An 18107-nucleotide genomic window follows, 5' to 3' on the forward strand; every position below is an offset into this window, starting at 1 on the left:
CTTTCTTCAAATATAACCTTATATATAACGGTCTGCTTAAAAAAATCCATACTATTCATTATAAACAAAAGTCGCACAAATATGCTACAAAAAAAACGGGAAACTTTAATATGGTAATAAAATTATAATTTGTCTATTCCTTATTTCGGAAACATATGCGCTCCTTGCAGTACATACCTAATTTGCATTTCTGTATATTCTTCAAGCGTATACAGTTTTTGCAGGGCCCAACGTCTAAATCCCCACATTTGTCCTTGTATGAAAATGTTATGTGCAAGAAGCTGTATCTCTTTTTTATTTAATGTAAATGTCCCATTTTCTGTACACTGCTCTAAAATATTCTCAAACATCCCGACCATTTGAAACTCTTTTTCTAATACATATGGGAGTGATTCTTTCGGTAAAAAACGTACCTCTTGATACATAATTAATACTTCTTCTTGCAATTCATCCATCACTTTAAAATAATTCGTTATCGCTATCTTTAAGCTTTCTATACTTCCCTTCTCTGTACACACTACTTCCTCTAATCTTTCTTTTACATGTTCATAAATACTATCACAAACTAAATATAAAACATCATCTTTTGTACGAATGTACTCATAAAGTGTTCCAATACTAAACCCAGCCGCCTTCGCAATCTCTCTTGTTGTTGTACGTGGGAACCCTTTTTGCTTAAACAATTGCACCGCACCTTTAATCATTTGTTCACGTCTTAACGCAACTAATTTTTCATCTTTCACGGACGCATGTACATTGTGTTTAACCATCCCCTTCACCTCTCCCTATTATTTTTTGGAAGGAAAAAGCGTAGGAAAATACCTACGCCTTTGATCCTACTTCGTTAACATACGAGAAATTACAAGCCTTTGAATCTCTTGTGTTCCCTCATATATTTGTGTAATCTTTGCATCGCGCATATAACGCTCTACTGGATAATCTTTCGTATAACCGTAACCACCAAATACTTGTACCGCTTCAGTCGTCACCTTCATCGCTGTATCCCCTGCAAATACTTTTGACATCGCTGACTCTTTCCCATACGGAAGCCCTTCCGATTCAAGCCAAGCCGCTTGGTATGTTAGAAGACGTGCCGCCTCCACATCCGTTGCCATATCTGCAAGTTTAAAGCCAATTCCTTGCTGCGCCGCAATTGGTTTCCCAAACTGATGACGCTCTCTTGCATATTCTACAGAAGCATCTAAAGCCCCTTGCGCAATACCGACTGCTTGCGCAGCAATACCATTACGGCCGCCATCTAATGTTTGCATCGCAACTTTAAATCCTTGGCCCTCTTCCCCGAGTAGGTTCTCTACAGGAATACGACAATCTTCGAACATAATTTCAGTTGTTGGTGAAGAGCGAATCCCTAACTTGCTTTCCTTCTTCCCAACTGAAAATCCTGGTGTATCACTTTCCACAATAAACGCGCTCGTACCACGCTGCTTCGATTCGGGATCAGTTAACGCAAAAACAACATAAATATCAGCAATACCGCCATTTGTAATAAAGATTTTCGATCCATTTAAAATGTAATGGTCTCCATCTCGTTTCGCAGTTGTCCTCATTCCGCCAGCATCTGAACCAGAACTTGGTTCCGTTAAACCGTATGCACCAATTTTCGTTCCTTCTGCCATCGGTCGTAAAAACTTTTGCTTTTGTTCTTCCGTTCCAAATTTAAAAATTGGCCAACCAGCAAGTGAAGTGTGTGCAGACAGCGTTACACCTGTTGAAGCACAAACACGAGATAATTCTTCGATAGCAATCACATACGCTAAGTAATCGCTTCCAATTCCGCCGTATTCTTCAGGCCACGGAATGCCGGTTAAACCAAGCTCTGCCATTTGATCAAATAATGCACGATCAAATCTCTCTTCTTCATCACGCTCAGCTGCCGTCGGTGCTACTTCGTTCTTAGCAAAATCCCGAACCATTTTTCTTATCATTTCATGTTCTTCTGATAGTTTAAAATGCATTCCCGTCTCCCCCTTGTCCTTTTATAAAGCTCGACTAATAACAAGTTTCTGTATCTCACTCGTTCCTTCATATATTTGCGTGATTTTCGCATCACGGAAAAATCGTTCTACTGGATAGTCTTTCGTATAACCATAACCGCCAAATACTTGCACCGCTTCAATCGCAACTTCAACAGCCGTCTTAGAAGCGAATAATTTCGCAATAGAAGCTTCTTTACCGCATGGTAATCCTTGCGCTCTTAGCGATGCCGCTCTGTATACAAGTAATCGCGCCGCTTCTACACTAGTCGCCATATCTGCAAGTTTGAATCCGATTCCTTGCTGCGCCGCAATTGGCTTACCGAATTGCTCACGCTCTTTCGCATAATCAATCGCACATGCAAGCGCCGCTTCCGCGATTCCTAATGCCTGCGCTCCGATTCCAATTCGTCCAACATCTAAATTCGCCATTGCCACCTTAAATCCTTGTCCTTCTTCACCAAGTAAATTCTCGGCCGGCACTTTCATATCTTCAAACGTAAGTTGTACCGTGCGAGAACCAAGAAGTCCCATTTTATGCTCATCTTTGCCGATAACTAAGCCTGGTGTATCTTTCTCTACTATAAATGCAGAAATCCCACTTTTTCCTGCCTCTGGATTTGTAGAAGCGAATACAATGTATGTACTTGCTTCACCGCCATTTGTAATAAATACTTTCGATCCATTAATAATGTAGTGATCGCCTTTCTTTACAGCTCTTGATTTCAAACTCCCTGCATCTGATCCTGCATTTGGTTCTGTTAATGCAAATGCACCTAAATATTCACCAGTCGCAAGTTTAGAAACATATTTCCGCTTCTGTTCTTCTGTTCCAAAATATAAAATCGGGTTCATTCCAACTGACGTATGTACAGCTAAAATTACACCAACCGTTGCACTTACCTTTGAAATTTCCTCAATTGCTAAAATGTAAGAAATAAAATCCATTTCTGCCCCGCCATATTTTGCAGGCGCTGGAATACCCATTAGTCCAAGCTCACCCATCTTCTGCAAAATCTCTTTTGGGAACACCCCTTGTTCCATACTAGGAACAAAGGGAGCTATTTCCTTCTGCGCAAAATCTCGAACCATTTTCCTCATCATTTGTTGCTCTTCAGTAAAATGAAAATTCATGTACTCCGCCTCCGTTTGCTATATATCTTTTTAATAATTTGGTAAGACCACTATTTTAATAAAAGGAGGACTTTATTCGTAAACGTAGAAACCACGGCCTGTTTTACGTCCTAACCATCCTGCGTTCACATACTTGCGTAATAATGGACATGGGCGATATTTACTATCTCCTAATCCTTCATGCAACACTTCCATAATGTATAAACATGTATCTAAACCGATAAAATCAGCTAATGTAAGTGGTCCCATCGGATGATTCATACCTAGTTTCATTACTTCATCAATCGCTTCTTTCGTCGCTACACCTTCATATAACGTATAGATCGCTTCGTTAATCATCGGTAATAAAATACGGTTCGATACAAATCCTGGGAAATCATTTACTTCAACTGGCACTTTCCCAATTTTTTTCGTAATATCTTCAATTGTTTCGTACACCTCATCATCTGTAGCCAAACCACGAATAATTTCAACAAGCTTCATAACCGGAACGGGATTCATAAAGTGCATACCGATTACTTTCTCCGGACGTTTCGTTACCGCTGCAATTTCTGTAATTGGTAGAGATGACGTATTCGTCGCTAAAATTGCGTGATCTGGAGCAATTTCATCTAAATTCGCAAAGATTTTCTTTTTTATATCCATTTTCTCAACAGCCGCTTCAATAACAAGATCCGCTTCCTTCACACAATCTAAATCAAGCGTTACTGTAAGGCGATTTAACGTCGCTTCCTTCTCTTCTTCCTTCATGCGTCCTTTTTCTACTTGGCGCGCTAAGTTTTTCGTAATAATAGCCAATCCTCTGTCTAATTGCTCTTGTTTTAAATCTTGTACCTTCACATCATATCCTGCCATTGCACATACTTGTGCGATTCCCGAACCCATTTGTCCTGCACCAATTACAACTATTTTTTGTACACCCATTCTTTCTTCCCCCTCAATATAAATTGTTAATAAATCAAAAATCACCTACATGTAAATTAACGAACTTCAATCATAATTGCGTCACCTTGACCGCCACCGCTACAAATAGAAGCAATTCCAATTCCGCCGCCGCGCTGCTTCAGTGCGTGGATAAGTGTAACGATAATACGCGCTCCACTTGCTCCAATTGGATGTCCCATTGCCACTGCGCCGCCATTTACATTCAATTTGTCTGGGTCAATTCCTGCAATCTCTGTACTTGCAATTGCTACCGCTGCAAATGCTTCATTAATCTCGAATAAATCGATATCTTCAATTGTCTTGCCTGTTTTTTTCAACAATTCGTTAATTGCATAACCTGGCGTTCTTGGGAAATCTTTAGACTCCACTGCAATTGCTGTATGTGCCAAAATTGTCGCTAATGGCTTTCTTCCTTCTTGCTTCGCTCTGTCTTCGCTCATTAATACGAGCGCAGCACCGCCATCATTTAGTCCAGGAGCATTACCCGCTGTCACTGCCGACGTCTTATCAAATACAGGTTTTAATTTCGCTAATTTTTCAATCGTTGTATCCGCGCGTGGCGCCTCATCTTTTGCAACGACGATAGGATCGCCTTTTCTTTGCGGAATCGTTACTGGCACGATTTCCTCTTCAAAACGTCCTTCTTTATGCGCTGAAACCGCACGCTGATGGCTACGATATGCCCATTCATCTTGCGCTTCGCGAGAGATTCCATCTTCCTTCGCAACTTCTCCACCATAAACACCCATGTGTATACCTGAAAATGCGCATGTCAAGCCGTCAGCAACGTTTAAATCGATGATTTCGTTGTTACCCATTCTGTATCCCCATCTTGCGCCTCGTAAAATGTAAGGACTGTTACTCATTGACTCCATACCGCCAGCTACAATTAGTGATTGATCGCCAGTACGAATAATTTGATCCGCTAACGTAACCGCACGAAGCCCTGATGCACAAACTTTATTCACTGTTTCCGTCTGTACTTCCCAAGGGATTCCAGCAGCCCTCGCAGCTTGGCGCGATGGAATTTGCCCCTGTCCCCCTTGAATAACTGTTCCAAATATAACTTCCTCAACATCACTAGCAGAAACATTTGCTCTCTCAAGCGCTGCTTTAATTGCAATTCCCCCAAGTTCTGTCGCCTTCACGTCTTTTAAAGATCCTCCAAATTTCCCAACCGGTGTTCTTGCAGCACTTAAAATAACTGTTTTACTCATATCTATTTCCCCCATCTCTTTTTTTTAGGACCGAGCGCTCGCTCGGTGTTCTTACGTTGAGAAGAGGTGCAATGATTGCACCTCTCTCTAAAGTTGTATTCATTCCTACAAATTACATCGCTTCTTTCTTCTGTCCGATAACAGAGCGTTCTAAAATCTCTGTTACATCAAGAGTTTGAACCTTCTCTTCTACTTCTTTCGCTTTCGTCCCATCGCTAATCATCGTTAAGCAATATGGACAACCTGTACCGATAATGGATGGTTGCACAGCTAGTGCTTGTTCTGTACGAGCAACGTTAATACGTGAACCTGCTGTCTCTTCCATCCACATTAAGCCACCACCTGCGCCACAGCACATTCCAGTTTCACGGTTACGTGCCATTTCTACAAGATTCACACCAGGAATTGCTTTCAAAATATCGCGTGGCGCTTCGTATACTTCGTTGTATCTTCCTAAGTAACAGGAATCATGGTACGTAACTGTTTCCTCAATAGCGTGAACAGGTTTTAAGCGTCCTTCTTTCACCCACTGAGCTAACAATTCTGTATGATGATAGACTTCTGCTTGCAAGCCAAAGTCTGGATACTCATTTTTAAATGTGTTATAAGCGTGAGGATCAATCGTAACGATTTTCTTCACTCCTGCTTTTTCAAATTCCTCGATATTCTTTGTCGCCATCTCTTGGAAGACAAATTCATTTCCAAGACGTCGCGGTGTATCTCCAGAATTCTTTTCTTTATTACCAAGTATCGCGAATGAAATGCCTGCTTCGTTCATTAACTTCGCAAACGATATCGCAATCTTCTGACTACGATTATCATATGATCCCATTGAACCAACCCAGAATAAATATTCGAACTCCTCGCCAGCTTTCGATTTTTCTTTTACAGTTGGAACCGTTACTTCATCATCACCTTGGCGCCAAGTTTCACGCTCTTTACGGTTCAGTCCCCACGGATTCCCTTGACGCTCGATATTTGTCATCGCACGCTGCGCTTCCGCGTCCATCTTTCCTTCTGTTAAAACGAGATAGCGGCGTAAATCAATAATTTTGTCAACATGCTCATTCATAACCGGACACTGATCTTCACAGTTACGGCACGTTGTACAAGCCCAAATCTCTTCCTCTGTAATAACATCTCCGATTAAACTCGGATCGTAAGCAAGCGTTGTAGCTGCTGATTCTTGTTGCCCTTTCCCAGCTGCCATCATCGCTAACTGATTTCCTTGTGTATTATTAAAAGCAACTACTGGAACCCACGGTGCTTTTGATGTCACTGCTGCTCCTTTATCAGTCAAATGATCGCGAAGTTTTAAAATTAAATCCATCGGCGATAACATTTTCCCTGTCCCTGTTGCCGGGCACATATTTGTACAGCGACCACACTCTACGCAAGCGTATAAATCAATAAGCTGATTTTGTCTAAAGTCCTCGATTTTACCAACACCAAATGTTTCTTGCGTTTCATCTTCAAAGTCAATCTTTTCAAGTTTCCCTGGATTTGAAAGACGTCCGAAGAAAACGTTAACTGGTCCCGCAATTAAATGCGCGTGTTTTGATTGTGGAACATACACTAAAAACGTTAACAAAATTAGTAGATGCACCCACCAAGAGAAATAGAACACAGAAATGGCTGCGGTTTCATTTATTCCCGAGAAAACGTAAGCGATTGCAGAAGCGATCGGTTCGCTCCATGAAAGCTCCTCGCCGTGCCATATAATTCCCATCCCATTACCGAGTAGCACAGAAATCATTAAGCCACCAATAAAGATAAGAACAAGGCCTGATTTGAAATTACGTTTTAAACGAACTAGCTTCTCAACATAACGTCTATGAAAAGCCCAAAAGACTGCAATTAAAATAACAAGTGTGACAATTTCCTGGAAGAATGTAAATGCAGGGTATAGTGGTCCAAGTGGAAGATGTGATCCTGGTGCGAGTCCTTTCCAAACGAAGTCAATTGCTCCAAATTGGACAAGAATAAATCCGTAAAAGAACATAACGTGAATAATGCCGCTCTTCTTATCTTTCAGCAGCTTTTTCTGACCGAAAACATTGACCTTAAGGAGATCCCAACGCTCTTTAAAACGACGGTCAAATTCAATCTTTTTTCCTAACTGTATGTAGGCCATCCTCGTCCGTATAAGATACACAAACAAATATCCTGCATAAGCAATAACAGCAATGGCAGCCAGCCAATTAATGATCAGTAAGCTATTCATTTTTATGCTACCCCTCTCTTTGTAAGCCCTCTTTCTTTTTTAGAATCTTCAAAAACATATAATTTTCTGAATTTTATCCCCTGTCTTCATTATATAATGAGTGAGCATTCAGTCAACAGTTTTTTGTTATACAACAACATATTTTTTAATAAAGCTGTTTATTTCGGTGAAACTATAAAGTGAAACTTTAATCCGTAGGGGGTTGTTTCCTCTCGCCTGATTCCTTTAAGTAAGCCTAATTTTTAAGTAGGAGGCTTACCCCCCCTTAATATGGGATAAGGTGAAGCCAATCGGGATTTTCCGGGCAGCCAGTAAAATGAAGGCGAAAAGAATGCAAAGGAGGGAATTCACTTATGTTCTTCTTATCTCTCTTGTTAATATGCGTTACTCTTTGGATCACAATTGACCTTTTATATGGGAGGATTCTTCATTTAAAGCGTGTGCGCTCTCGTACTTTCCCTTTACGTCAAAGTAATTTTCACCTTTATACATACGGGCAAGATTTATATGATGCTTTATTTACTGATATACAACAAGCAAGGCACCATGTGCACGTTTTATTCTTCATTGTAAAAAACGATAAAATCAGTCGTGAATTTTTAAAGTTACTTATCGATAAGGCACAGGAAGGAATTGAAGTAAGACTTTTACTCGATCGATTGGGAAGCCATTATTTATCAAACGAGGCAATTCGTTCCCTACAAAAACACGGCGTCTCTTTTTCATTTTGTCATAAAGTGAAATTTCCTTTTCTGTTCTTTTCTGCAAATCAAAGAAACCATAGAAAAATTACAGTTATTGACGGGAAAATTGGTTATATTGGTGGGTTTAATATTGGAGAAGAATATTTAGGGCATAATCAAAAATTAGGATTATGGCGCGATTATCATTTACGCCTTACAGGAGAAGGAATACAAGATTTACAAAAGCAATTTTTACATGATTGGCTCGACGATACGAAGCAAAATTTATTAGATTCACCTCTTTATTTTCCTAAGCAACAACCAGGAATCATTCTACATCGTTTTATCCCTACTGATGGTGCCTATTTGCAAAATACATTTTTACATTTAATCGAAAGTGCGGAAAAAGAACTCTTTATCGGTACACCATATTTCATTCCTGGGAAGAAAATTATGAATGCATTATTAAAAGCGCGAAAACGTGGGGTTCAAATCACGGTTCTCGTTCCAGAAAAAGCGGATCACGCCCTTGTTCGCGAAGCAAAATTCCCATATTGCCGAAAGTTAATACAAGCTGGGTGTAATATTTACTCATTTCAACAAGGTTTTTTTCACGCTAAAGTTATTATAGTCGATGATTATATTTGTGATATTGGAACTGCAAACTTTGATATGAGAAGTTTATATATTAACCATGAAATCAACTGCCTTTTATATGATAAACATTTTATACAAACAGTAAAAAACAAATTCCATGAAGATCTAGAAAATGCGTCATTACTTTCCTTTAAAGATGTTAGCCCCCTTTCTCTTATTGATAGAGGGAAAGAATGGGTAGGAACGATACTTGCTTTCTTTCTATAGGAAAGATAATGGATAAAGGAGATGTATTCATTATGATTATGCGTTTCGGATATGTCTCACATGCAATGGCACTCTGGGACTGTTCTCCGGCTAAAACGATGACATTTACAAGCTTTCAAAAGCTTAGTAAACAAGAACGAGAAGATAAATTATACGATGTTACACGGCAAAATCTTGAGCATACAATACGTATTCTTCATTACAATATAGCTCATGAAATTCCATTATATCGCTTATCTTCTTCCATCGTCCCACTTGCAACACATCCCGAAGTCGAGTTTGATTATATCGGGTTGTTCACACCGCTTTGGCGTAAAATTGGGGCATTAATTAAAGAATACAATTTGCGAGTAAGTTTTCATCCAAATCAATTTACGCTATTTACAAGCGACAAGCCACATATTACAACTAACGCTATTACAGATATGGCCTATCATTATAAAGTATTAGATGCAATAGGAATTGCAGATTCTTCTTATATTAACATCCATGTAGGTGGTGCCTATGGAAATAAAGAACAAGCAGTTGGACGTTTCCATGAAAACATAAAAAAGCTTCCTACACATATAAAAGAGCAAATGACGCTTGAAAATGATGATAAAACATATACAACTGCTGAAACTTTATCGATTTGCCAAAAAGAAAAGATTCCATTCGTATTTGATTATCATCATCACATGGCAAACCTTTGCGAGGAACCGCTAGAAGTGTTACTCCCTGCAATTTTTGAAACTTGGTCACATACAAATGTCCCTCCTAAAGTTCACATTTCCTCCCCTAAATCAAAAAAAGAATTTAGGGCTCACTCTGAATATATTGATTTAGAGTTTATTAAGCCTTTCTTACACATTGCAAAAAAAATCGACCATAATTTCGATATTATGATTGAAAGTAAACAGAAAGATTTAGCAATGCTGCAATTAATACATGAATTATCCTCTATAAGAGGGATAAAAAGAGTAAATAGCTCAACATTACAATGGTAAATTGTAATGTTGAGCTATTTTTTTCAAAAAAAGTAATTTTTATAGTAAAAAACAACCTATTGTATATGCTATGATTGGAATTAGCATTTTCCACCTGCGATTCAACTTTATTGAAACGGATCCATAATATGATTAATCAAAAAAAATATGTACACTTTGTCATGATGTATATAATTATATTTTCCCTTTGGATATTTCTTATCCCTAAGGACTTGAATATAAAAGAAATTGGAATTCTCTTCTTATTTTGTTTTGCTGCACTCTTTTCTTGCTATTGCTTATATAAAGCTATTAAGAAAATGAAGCGTAGTGATAAATTATTTTGGGTTTTATTACTCTGCACTTGCATATGCGGACTAACTATGGAAATAACTTTATTCCTTCATTCACTTTCTATATATGATCAAGTCATATTCTCATATAAGGCACTACCTTTTTTCATCATACAATATATTTTGCTCTTTTCTGGGTTTGCTATCAAATTCATAAAACATTATTCTATTAGAGGCCTTGCTCAATTTTCATTCGATAGCATCTTTATTGTTATTATGAATATTTATTTTACCTTAACTTTTATTTTGGACCTCTCAAGCTTTCGTATGTTAACAACAGATCACTGGGTTTTAATTGGATACTTTATTGCACAAGCATTAGTAATTTACGCCGTTATTAGCCTATATAGACGAGAACAATATTCTGCTAGCAGAATTTCATTAATTATCGGTTTTACTATCATACTTGTGTACGGGTATATACATCTGTTCCAACTAAACACGGGGATGAAAACTTCTTCTGAAGTCTCTTATTTAGTACATACTGCTTCAATTTTATTAATTGGTTTATCTTCCATACTATACATTTTGGACAAACCAATGCAGCATGAAACGAAAACAAAGTATTATCGATTTGATTATGTGCGCTTTATATTACCCTATTTCAGTATAATCATTACTTTTTCCTTTATTCTTATTCAACCTTGGGATGATAAGTTCATGCTAATCGGTCTAGTATTATCACTCATCTTATTATTCCTACGACAACTTTACATGTGGAAAGATAATCAAGCACTAATCGATACATATGAACAGTTGACTACACAACTAGAAGGCAAAGTAGAAGAAGGTGCATCTGCGTTATCAAAGAGTGAACAACGCTATAAATCGTTATTCGAAGATCATCCTGATGCCGTTTTCTCTTTAAATATGGATGGTATTTTCCAACAATCTAATACAGCTTGTGAAAGCTTATTTACTGCCTACTATTGTGAAGTAGAAAGCTATTCTCTTCTACACTTTATTGACTCAAAAGACCATGATCTACTAAAGAAAGCTTTACAAATAACAAAAGAAGGTAGACCACAAACTTTAGAAGTTCGCACAAAAGAAAAAGAAGGCTATTACTATTACCTTCACGTTACACTCATCCCTACTTTCATAAACAAAGAAGTTGTTGGGATGTTCGGCATAGCACGTGATATTACAACTTTATATGAAAAACAAAAACAAGTAGAACATTTAGCCTTTCATGATGCACTGACTGGATTACCAAATCGCCGAAAGTTTGAAAAAGATTTAAAAAACATTTTAAATACAGCTCAAACTAGCGTGAATGATGTTGCCGTTATGTTCCTTGATTTAGATCGATTCAAAAAAATTAACGATAGACTTGGTCACGATGTCGGAGATCTATTATTAATTGAAGTAGCAAAAAGATTACGTGGTTGCTTGCGTTCAAAAGATATCGTTGCTCGCCAAGGTGGAGATGAGTTTACAATTCTATTACCAGATATGTACTCAGAAAAAAGTGCGGCTTTTATAGCTGAACAGATTTTAACCGTTTTAAACAAACCATTCTTCATTAAAGACGAAGAACTGTCTATTACACCGAGTATCGGAATTGCCATGTATCCTGATTACGGGACCGATGTTACTGAATTAATGAAAAATGCTGATATGGCTATGTATCGCGCGAAAGCAAATGGAAAAAACAGATTTGTTTTCTTCTCAAAAGAAATAAGTATCGCCCAAAATGAAATCCAATTCTTAGAAGGTGAACTTACAAAAGCATTACAACAAAATGAATTTTTCCTTGAATATCAGCCACAAGTAAGCACAAAAACAAAACAAATTATCGGTTTTGAAGCATTAATTCGTTGGAAGCACCCAAAACTCGGCATCGTGTCTCCTGCCCAATTCATTCCTCTAGCGGAGGAAACCGGATTTATTATTGAACTTGGAAATTGGATTTTACGTACCGCTTGCTTAGAGGCAAAAAGATGGCATAATCAAGGGTTTTCTCACTTAAAAGTTGGTGTGAATTTATCTGTTGTTCAATTTAACCATGCAGATTTAATCCCTACTATTTCAAAAGTGTTAGAAGAAACCGAACTAAAATCAGAAGCACTAGATATCGAAATCACAGAAAGTATCGCAATTAATCAAAATCAATCTGTCATTTCCAAACTAGAACAGCTTCAAAATCTCGGTATTCAAATTTCAATCGATGACTTTGGAACTGGTTATAGTTCTTTAGCTTATTTAACAAAATACCCAATCAACACATTAAAAATTGCTCGAGAGTTTATTTGCGGAATTACAAATAGTCCTTTAGAGGAAGCGATTATCTCCTCCATCATTACACTATCTAAAGAACTAAATTTAGAAGTTATTGCAGAAGGTGTAGAGACGGAAGAACAATGGAAGTTTTTATATGAACAAAACTGTGACCACATTCAAGGATTCCTTATTAGCAAGCCTGTTTCTAGTAAAGACGTTTGGATGTTACTACACAAAAAAACAACCGTCTAAGTAAGACGGTTGTTTTTTAATATTCAAAAGGTACCTCTCCAGCTAATTGTACCTCTTGATCATTATGAGAAATTATTTGGCTTTTCTCTAATGCTGTATCTCCTAATGAAATACCCCATGCCATCGCTAACGTTAATAGACTACCAATAAGTAGTTTCTTCATATTCCATCACCCGCATTTTTTTATTTAAATATATCATGAAAAATTATCCACATCTTATGCAATTATGCATATTTGTTTTTATGCCTTTTTTATTTTTTCATTTTTTTTATAATTGTTTCTTTTAACGTATGGTTTCCTAATATATCGAAAAAGAAGCACGCTTTTTCGTAAGCATCTTCAATTTCTGCTCTATCACACCCTAGCTTTGCTAGGCATTCACCTTTTCGAAAGTACAACTGTCCAATCAATGTCATACTATTAATTTGACACGATAGTTCAATGGCTTTATTTGCGTGACAAAGCGCTTCTTCGTATTGATTGTCTAAGAATAATGCTTTTGCATGATTATGTCTCACCTTCACATCAAACTCTTTATTATCATGTAATACCTCTAATTGTTTTAATATATTTTCATATAACTTAATACTCTTCTTAAAATGGCCGTTTTCAGCGTAAATGTTTGCAATTGCGTTTTCAATATAAAGGTTCTGATATACATCTATTCCTGCCAATTGTTGATTGAGCAATTTCTTTAATTCTAAAATACAATATTCGTAATCGATTTTTTTCAATATGTAAGCAGCTACATAATATTGCCATTGAAGAAATTGCTGAAGCTCAGGATGATATTCTTCCTTTTTCAACTCATTCCATACTTTATTATAAATTTCTTTATATTTCTTTTGCTTACAAAGCATAATAATTCGATCTTTTAACTGCTTATTCCTCTCAATATCAAAATAAATGAGTACCTCATAAAAATGAATAATGGGAACTTGTAACTTCGCTGCAATGCCTTGCAATATATCCATACTTGGGTATACCGCGCCCGATTCAATTCGACTCACTTCCGATTGATGACATATGTTCTCGGATAACTGCTTTTGTGTTAATCCTCTCATCACCCTAATTTTCTTAATTTCACTTCCTAGTTTTTCTGCGTGCATACTTACTCACCATCCCATTATAACAATCTAATTTTTTAAGTTGTCATACCACTACAATAATGTGAATTCGACAATTTTTGATATGAAATAATGCATAATATATATAAAATTCGGCAAATTTTTCATACAATCCATCTCACATAATATAATAGACTAGTAATTTTATAGATAAATTATAGAAAATTTGCCCATGCTTTCGTTACATTCGGTCTTCTTTATCCTTTATCAGCAGAAGCCATTCACACCCAAGAACTAAATAGAAATGCAGTAAAAGTTGAAATCACTCAGCCTAGTTTAACGATTTAAAAATTAACACAACCTCAAAATGATACAAAACTATATGGCGAGAAAGTATTTAAAGGGTGAGATAAACGAGGCTAAAGCTCAACAAGAGTGAGTGGCAATTGAAATGAATGTAGATTCCCAACCTACAAATAAAGAAACAAAAGAAAATCAAACCGAAGTTCACCTTGCACAAACTTACAAAAATTACAAAGTATATTGCCAAGATTTTATTGTAAAAGTAGATAAAAATGGAGTAATTACAACTGGTAGTGGTAAAGTTGTCCAAAATTTAGACCAACAACCTAATCTTACTATAACAAATTTTTTGTCGAAAAATGAAGTAAAATCTAAATTACGCGATATACTTCAAATTCTGAGCGATGCGACTGCGACGAAACTCTCTATTGAAATACTTGTTTATAAGAAAAAAGAAGTTTACCACTCATAGGTAAACTTCTTTTCATATCCATCCCTTTTCTTCCGCAATTGTAATTGCCTCAATTCTATTTTTCGCATCAAGCTTCGTTAATACTTCAGAAATATAATTACGTACTGTACCAGGCGAAAGATACAGCGCCTTCGCAATTTCATTTGCCGTCTTTCCTTCTTTCGCAAGTAGCAATACTTCTTTTTCACGATCTGATAACGGATTTTGCTCCTGCCATAAGCCGAACATTAAATCTTGAGAGATCTCTCGCTTTCCTTTCATTACATTACGAATCGCTGCAGCTAAATCTTCACTTGGGCTATCTTTTAATAAATATCCGTGCACGCCAGCTTTCATTGCTCGTTCAAAATATCCAGGGCGCGCAAATGTTGTTAAAATCATTACTTTGCATGCTGATTTTTCTTTCTGTAACGTTTCCGCAACATCTAACCCGCTTTGAATTGGCATTTCAATATCCATAATGCTTACATCAGGTTGTAGCGATTCAATTAGTTTTAGCGCTTCGTCCCCGTTCGCAGCTTGCCCAATTACTTCAATATCATCTTCTAGATCAAGTAGGGCCCCCAATGCACCACGAAGCATCCGCTGATCTTCTGCAATAATAATTCGAATCATGCCCTCACCTCATCTTTTCCTGTTCTAATGACAACTGGTACTTTTACTATTAATAGTGTCCCTGGATTGATCGTGCCCAGTTCAACAAACCCATCAATAAGAGCGATGCGCTCTTTCATACCACGAATGCCATTTCCATCGTGGTTTTGATCCGCTAAACCAATTCCATTATCTTCTACTGTCAAAATTAATTCACCTTGTGATTCTAGTACAGAAACTGTACAACGCGTCGCCTTACTATGCTTTACAACATTCGTCACAGCCTCACGTAAACACATTCCTAAAATATTTTGTTCAATGGGTGATAACGAACTTGCACTCGTTTCTTGTTTTATTTCTAATTCAATAGTAGCCGCTTGTAAGATCGCTTTTATTTGCTCAAGCTCTTCTTCTACTGTAATCATACGCATATCAGAAATTAGTTCCCTTAGCTGCTTTAGAGCGGTACGAGATGTTTGTGTAATTTCCTTTGCTTCCGCACTTGCACGCTCCGGATTTTTTACAATTAACTTTTCCACGAGCTGACTTTTTAAAGTAATGAGTGATAACGTATGCCCTAACGTATCATGAAGATCCCTTGCAATCCGTTGCCGCTCTTCACGTTTTACTAAGTCTTTAATTTGTTCGTTTGCTTCGTCTAATTGATTTCTTAACATCCTTTTCTGATTAAAATTACGCATTCCGAATGGTGTAAGAAGCATTAAAATAAACATTGGAACAATATTTACTAAACTTGTAGTTGTTAGTTGATTCATATTTACAAATAAAAATGCCCCCAGCATTATAACTAACAAACATAATAGCACTCGAAACGCTTTCTTATTTGGCGTAAATCCCATCGCACTTGCGGTGAAAAAGCCAAAGAATATCATGAAAGGATTGTAAAATAAAGCAAATAAAAAGATAAGTACCATTTGAATACATGCCCAAAAAACGAACGTCCTCTGCACAAAATAAAGCTGACGGTATGTGATAATAAAAACTATCAACATACCGCTTCCAATTACAAGCTTCCACCCTGACGCCTGCACTAAATGGTAAATTGGAAATAACAGATATACGAACCACATATACGGGAAGAAACCCATATGTTTTGGAAAAATCTCAATCCTCTTCTTCTCTATCATTTATACCGCTTCCTGTCTTTTTCTTATATATATTGATACTACAACAAATATAAGGAAATAACCTCCTAATACCGCGATATTTTCCCAACCAACTGATTTCCCAGCTACAATATCCCATGCACCGCTTCCGAAGTGGTATGTTGGTGTCCATTCACCAATTGTTCTTAATATTTTTGGGAATACTTCAATTGGCATCCATAGCCCGCCAATTACAGCTAGACTCATATTTAAAATATTCGCTAAACCCGCTGCTGCATCTGCCTTTTTAATAGAACCTATTACTGTTCCTAACGCTAAAAATGGTGTTACACCTAACAACAACCATAATCCAGCGCCAATCCATTGCCCTACTGTTAACTCAACATGATTAATTAATATTCCTGCGATAAAGATAACTAAGATTGAAAAAGCATTCACTACAGTTTGAGCGATGATTTTGGCTGTTATATATGCCCCTTCTGGAAGTGGTGTAATTTTCAACAAATGTGTCCACCCTTGCCCCTTTTCCTGAGAAATCCTTACACCGAAACTAAAAAGTGCCGTCCCTACAATACTAAATGTCGCCATTGAGATTAAATAATGCGCTTTCCAAGCATCTCCGTTTTGTGGCACTTGAATAACATTTGTGAAAATGTAGTAAAACATAACTGGCATTAGTAATGAGAAAAAGATAAACAATTTATTACGAAACGTACGTAAAATTTCTATTTTGCATTGCATCCATAAAGCTCTCATGCGATTCCCTCCTCCTGATTTGCGACAAACTGTTCAAATGCTTCATCAAGACTTCCACGTTCAACTGAAACATCTGTTACAGGTAAGTTCTTTTGATAAATCGCTTTTAAAGTTGCATCTGTATCTTCAGTTGTTAAAGTGAAGTGCCCTTCGTTTGACTGTACTTCTGTTACGTTTGGTAATTCTTTTAGTAATTTTGCAGGAATACTTTCCTTCGAATAAAACTTGATTGTTTTTCGCGAAATCGTCGCCTTCATCTCATCTGGTGTACCATCTGCGATAATCTTTCCATTCGCAAATAATAAAATACGATTCGCCAATGCATCCGCTTCTTCCAAATAGTGTGTCGTTAAAATAATCGTTTTCCCCTCACTTGCTAACTTTCGAATTGTTTCCCAAAACGTTCTTCGAGACGTAATATCCATTCCAACTGTCGGCTCATCTAAAAATAGCAAATCTGGATTTCCTGCAAGTGCGAGTGCAAAGTTTAATCTTCTTTTTTGCCCGCCTGATAATTTCTCACATCTTTGCTTTCGCTCTGATTCTAAATTTGATAACTGTAGTAACGTTTCTTTCGCTACCGGATTCGTATAATAACTACGGAATAACTCAATTGCCTCTTCCACCGTAATGCTATCAATGACACTTACTTCTTGTAACATCGCACCGAGGCTATTACGAACATCTCTATGTTTGGGACTCTTTCCAAATATAGAAACAGTTCCTTCCGTCGGATCCTTTAATCCAAGCATCATCGACATCGTCGTCGTTTTTCCTGCACCATTCGGTCCAAGTAGTGCTACTATTTCTCCTTTATTCACATGAAATGAAACGTTATTTACTGCCTTTTTATATTTAAATGTTTTAGAAACACCATTTACTTCTATAATCTTTTCCATCTCTCCACCCCCGCTGTTTCTTATATTTACATTG

Annotated in this window: 15 protein-coding genes and 1 pseudogene; 4 read left to right on the forward strand and 12 right to left on the reverse strand. The window is 37.2% G+C overall.

All coding sequences use genetic code 11. The features are described from left to right. Nucleotides 1-140 precede the first annotated feature (140 nt). The 6 genes and pseudogenes from QCI41_RS17220 to QCI41_RS17245 form a co-directional block, all read right to left on the reverse strand. Nucleotides 141-770: a TetR/AcrR family transcriptional regulator gene (locus QCI41_RS17220; protein WP_000238598.1), complete on the reverse strand. Its 630-nt coding sequence runs from the start codon at nt 768-770 to the stop codon at nt 141-143. Between the two features lie 66 nt (nt 771-836). Next, the gene (acdA, locus tag QCI41_RS17225; RefSeq protein WP_000545531.1) at nt 837-1976 is read right to left on the reverse strand and encodes an acyl-CoA dehydrogenase AcdA; all 1140 of its coding nucleotides are present in this window, start codon (nt 1974-1976) and stop codon (nt 837-839) included. A gap of 21 nt (nt 1977-1997) precedes the next feature. Beyond that, the gene (locus QCI41_RS17230; protein WP_353837014.1) at nt 1998-3128 is read right to left on the reverse strand and encodes an acyl-CoA dehydrogenase; all 1131 of its coding nucleotides are present in this window, start codon (nt 3126-3128) and stop codon (nt 1998-2000) included. Between the two features lie 72 nt (nt 3129-3200). Beyond that, on the reverse strand, nt 3201-4052 hold the full coding sequence (locus QCI41_RS17235; RefSeq protein WP_048566720.1) for a 3-hydroxybutyryl-CoA dehydrogenase: 852 nt from the start codon (nt 4050-4052) through the stop codon (nt 3201-3203). 56 nt (nt 4053-4108) lie between these two features. After that, nucleotides 4109-5393, reverse strand: a pseudogene (locus QCI41_RS17240) (acetyl-CoA C-acetyltransferase). A gap of 9 nt (nt 5394-5402) precedes the next feature. After that, nucleotides 5403-7514 (reverse strand): (Fe-S)-binding protein, encoded by a 2112-nt coding sequence (locus QCI41_RS17245; protein WP_001086763.1) that lies wholly within the window; start codon nt 7512-7514, stop codon nt 5403-5405. Nucleotides 7515-7867: 353 nt separating this feature from the next. Here QCI41_RS17245 and cls point away from each other — a divergent pair, with 353 nt between their 5' ends. From cls to QCI41_RS17260, 3 genes are all read left to right on the forward strand, one after another. Beyond that, on the forward strand, nt 7868-9061 hold the full coding sequence (cls, locus tag QCI41_RS17250; protein WP_353837013.1) for a cardiolipin synthase: 1194 nt from the start codon (nt 7868-7870) through the stop codon (nt 9059-9061). A 32-nt stretch (nt 9062-9093) separates the two neighbouring features. Further along, nucleotides 9094-10047 carry a UV DNA damage repair endonuclease UvsE gene (gene uvsE, locus QCI41_RS17255; protein WP_000605889.1) on the forward strand — a complete coding sequence of 318 codons (954 nt, stop codon included), beginning with the start codon at nt 9094-9096 and terminating at the stop codon, nt 10045-10047. Between the two features lie 128 nt (nt 10048-10175). Then, the gene (locus tag QCI41_RS17260; protein WP_353837012.1) at nt 10176-12854 is read left to right on the forward strand and encodes a DUF4084 domain-containing protein; all 2679 of its coding nucleotides are present in this window, start codon (nt 10176-10178) and stop codon (nt 12852-12854) included. Nucleotides 12855-12870: 16 nt separating this feature from the next. On the opposite strand, the gene QCI41_RS17265 is transcribed toward QCI41_RS17260, so the two are convergent. After that, nucleotides 12871-13017: a quorum-sensing peptide PapR gene (locus QCI41_RS17265; RefSeq protein ID WP_046958556.1), complete on the reverse strand. Its 147-nt coding sequence runs from the start codon at nt 13015-13017 to the stop codon at nt 12871-12873. Between the two features lie 89 nt (nt 13018-13106). Next, nucleotides 13107-13964: a transcriptional regulator PlcR gene (gene plcR, locus QCI41_RS17270; RefSeq protein ID WP_353837011.1), complete on the reverse strand. Its 858-nt coding sequence runs from the start codon at nt 13962-13964 to the stop codon at nt 13107-13109. Between the two features lie 409 nt (nt 13965-14373). Between plcR and QCI41_RS17275 the strand changes: the two genes are divergently transcribed. Then, complete coding sequence (locus tag QCI41_RS17275; RefSeq protein WP_353837010.1) at nt 14374-14697, forward strand: bacillolysin; 324 nt, start codon at nt 14374-14376, stop codon at nt 14695-14697. 12 nt (nt 14698-14709) lie between these two features. Here QCI41_RS17275 and QCI41_RS17280 read toward each other — a convergent pair whose 3' ends face one another. Genes QCI41_RS17280 through QCI41_RS17295 form a run of 4 tightly spaced genes read right to left on the reverse strand, consistent with a single transcriptional unit; the run spans nt 14710 to nt 18073 of the window. Beyond that, nucleotides 14710-15312, reverse strand: coding sequence for a response regulator transcription factor (locus QCI41_RS17280; RefSeq protein WP_353837009.1), 603 nt, complete (start codon nt 15310-15312; stop codon nt 14710-14712). Then, nucleotides 15309-16439, reverse strand: a complete 1131-nt coding sequence (locus tag QCI41_RS17285; RefSeq protein WP_353837008.1) for a sensor histidine kinase — start codon at nt 16437-16439, stop codon at nt 15309-15311. Before QCI41_RS17285 ends, QCI41_RS17280 begins: the two co-directional genes overlap by 4 nt. Next, nucleotides 16440-17174 (reverse strand): ABC transporter permease, encoded by a 735-nt coding sequence (locus tag QCI41_RS17290; RefSeq protein ID WP_001202423.1) that lies wholly within the window; start codon nt 17172-17174, stop codon nt 16440-16442. Next, entirely contained in the window at nt 17171-18073 is a 903-nt protein-coding gene (locus tag QCI41_RS17295) for an ABC transporter ATP-binding protein (RefSeq protein WP_046955501.1), read from the reverse strand. Before QCI41_RS17295 ends, QCI41_RS17290 begins: the two co-directional genes overlap by 4 nt. Nucleotides 18074-18107 lie beyond the last annotated feature (34 nt).

Origin of the sequence: Bacillus cereus group sp. MG4, assembly GCF_040460055.1 — a bacterium.
Classification (GTDB): Bacteria; Bacillota; Bacilli; order Bacillales; family Bacillaceae_G; genus Bacillus_A; species Bacillus_A wiedmannii.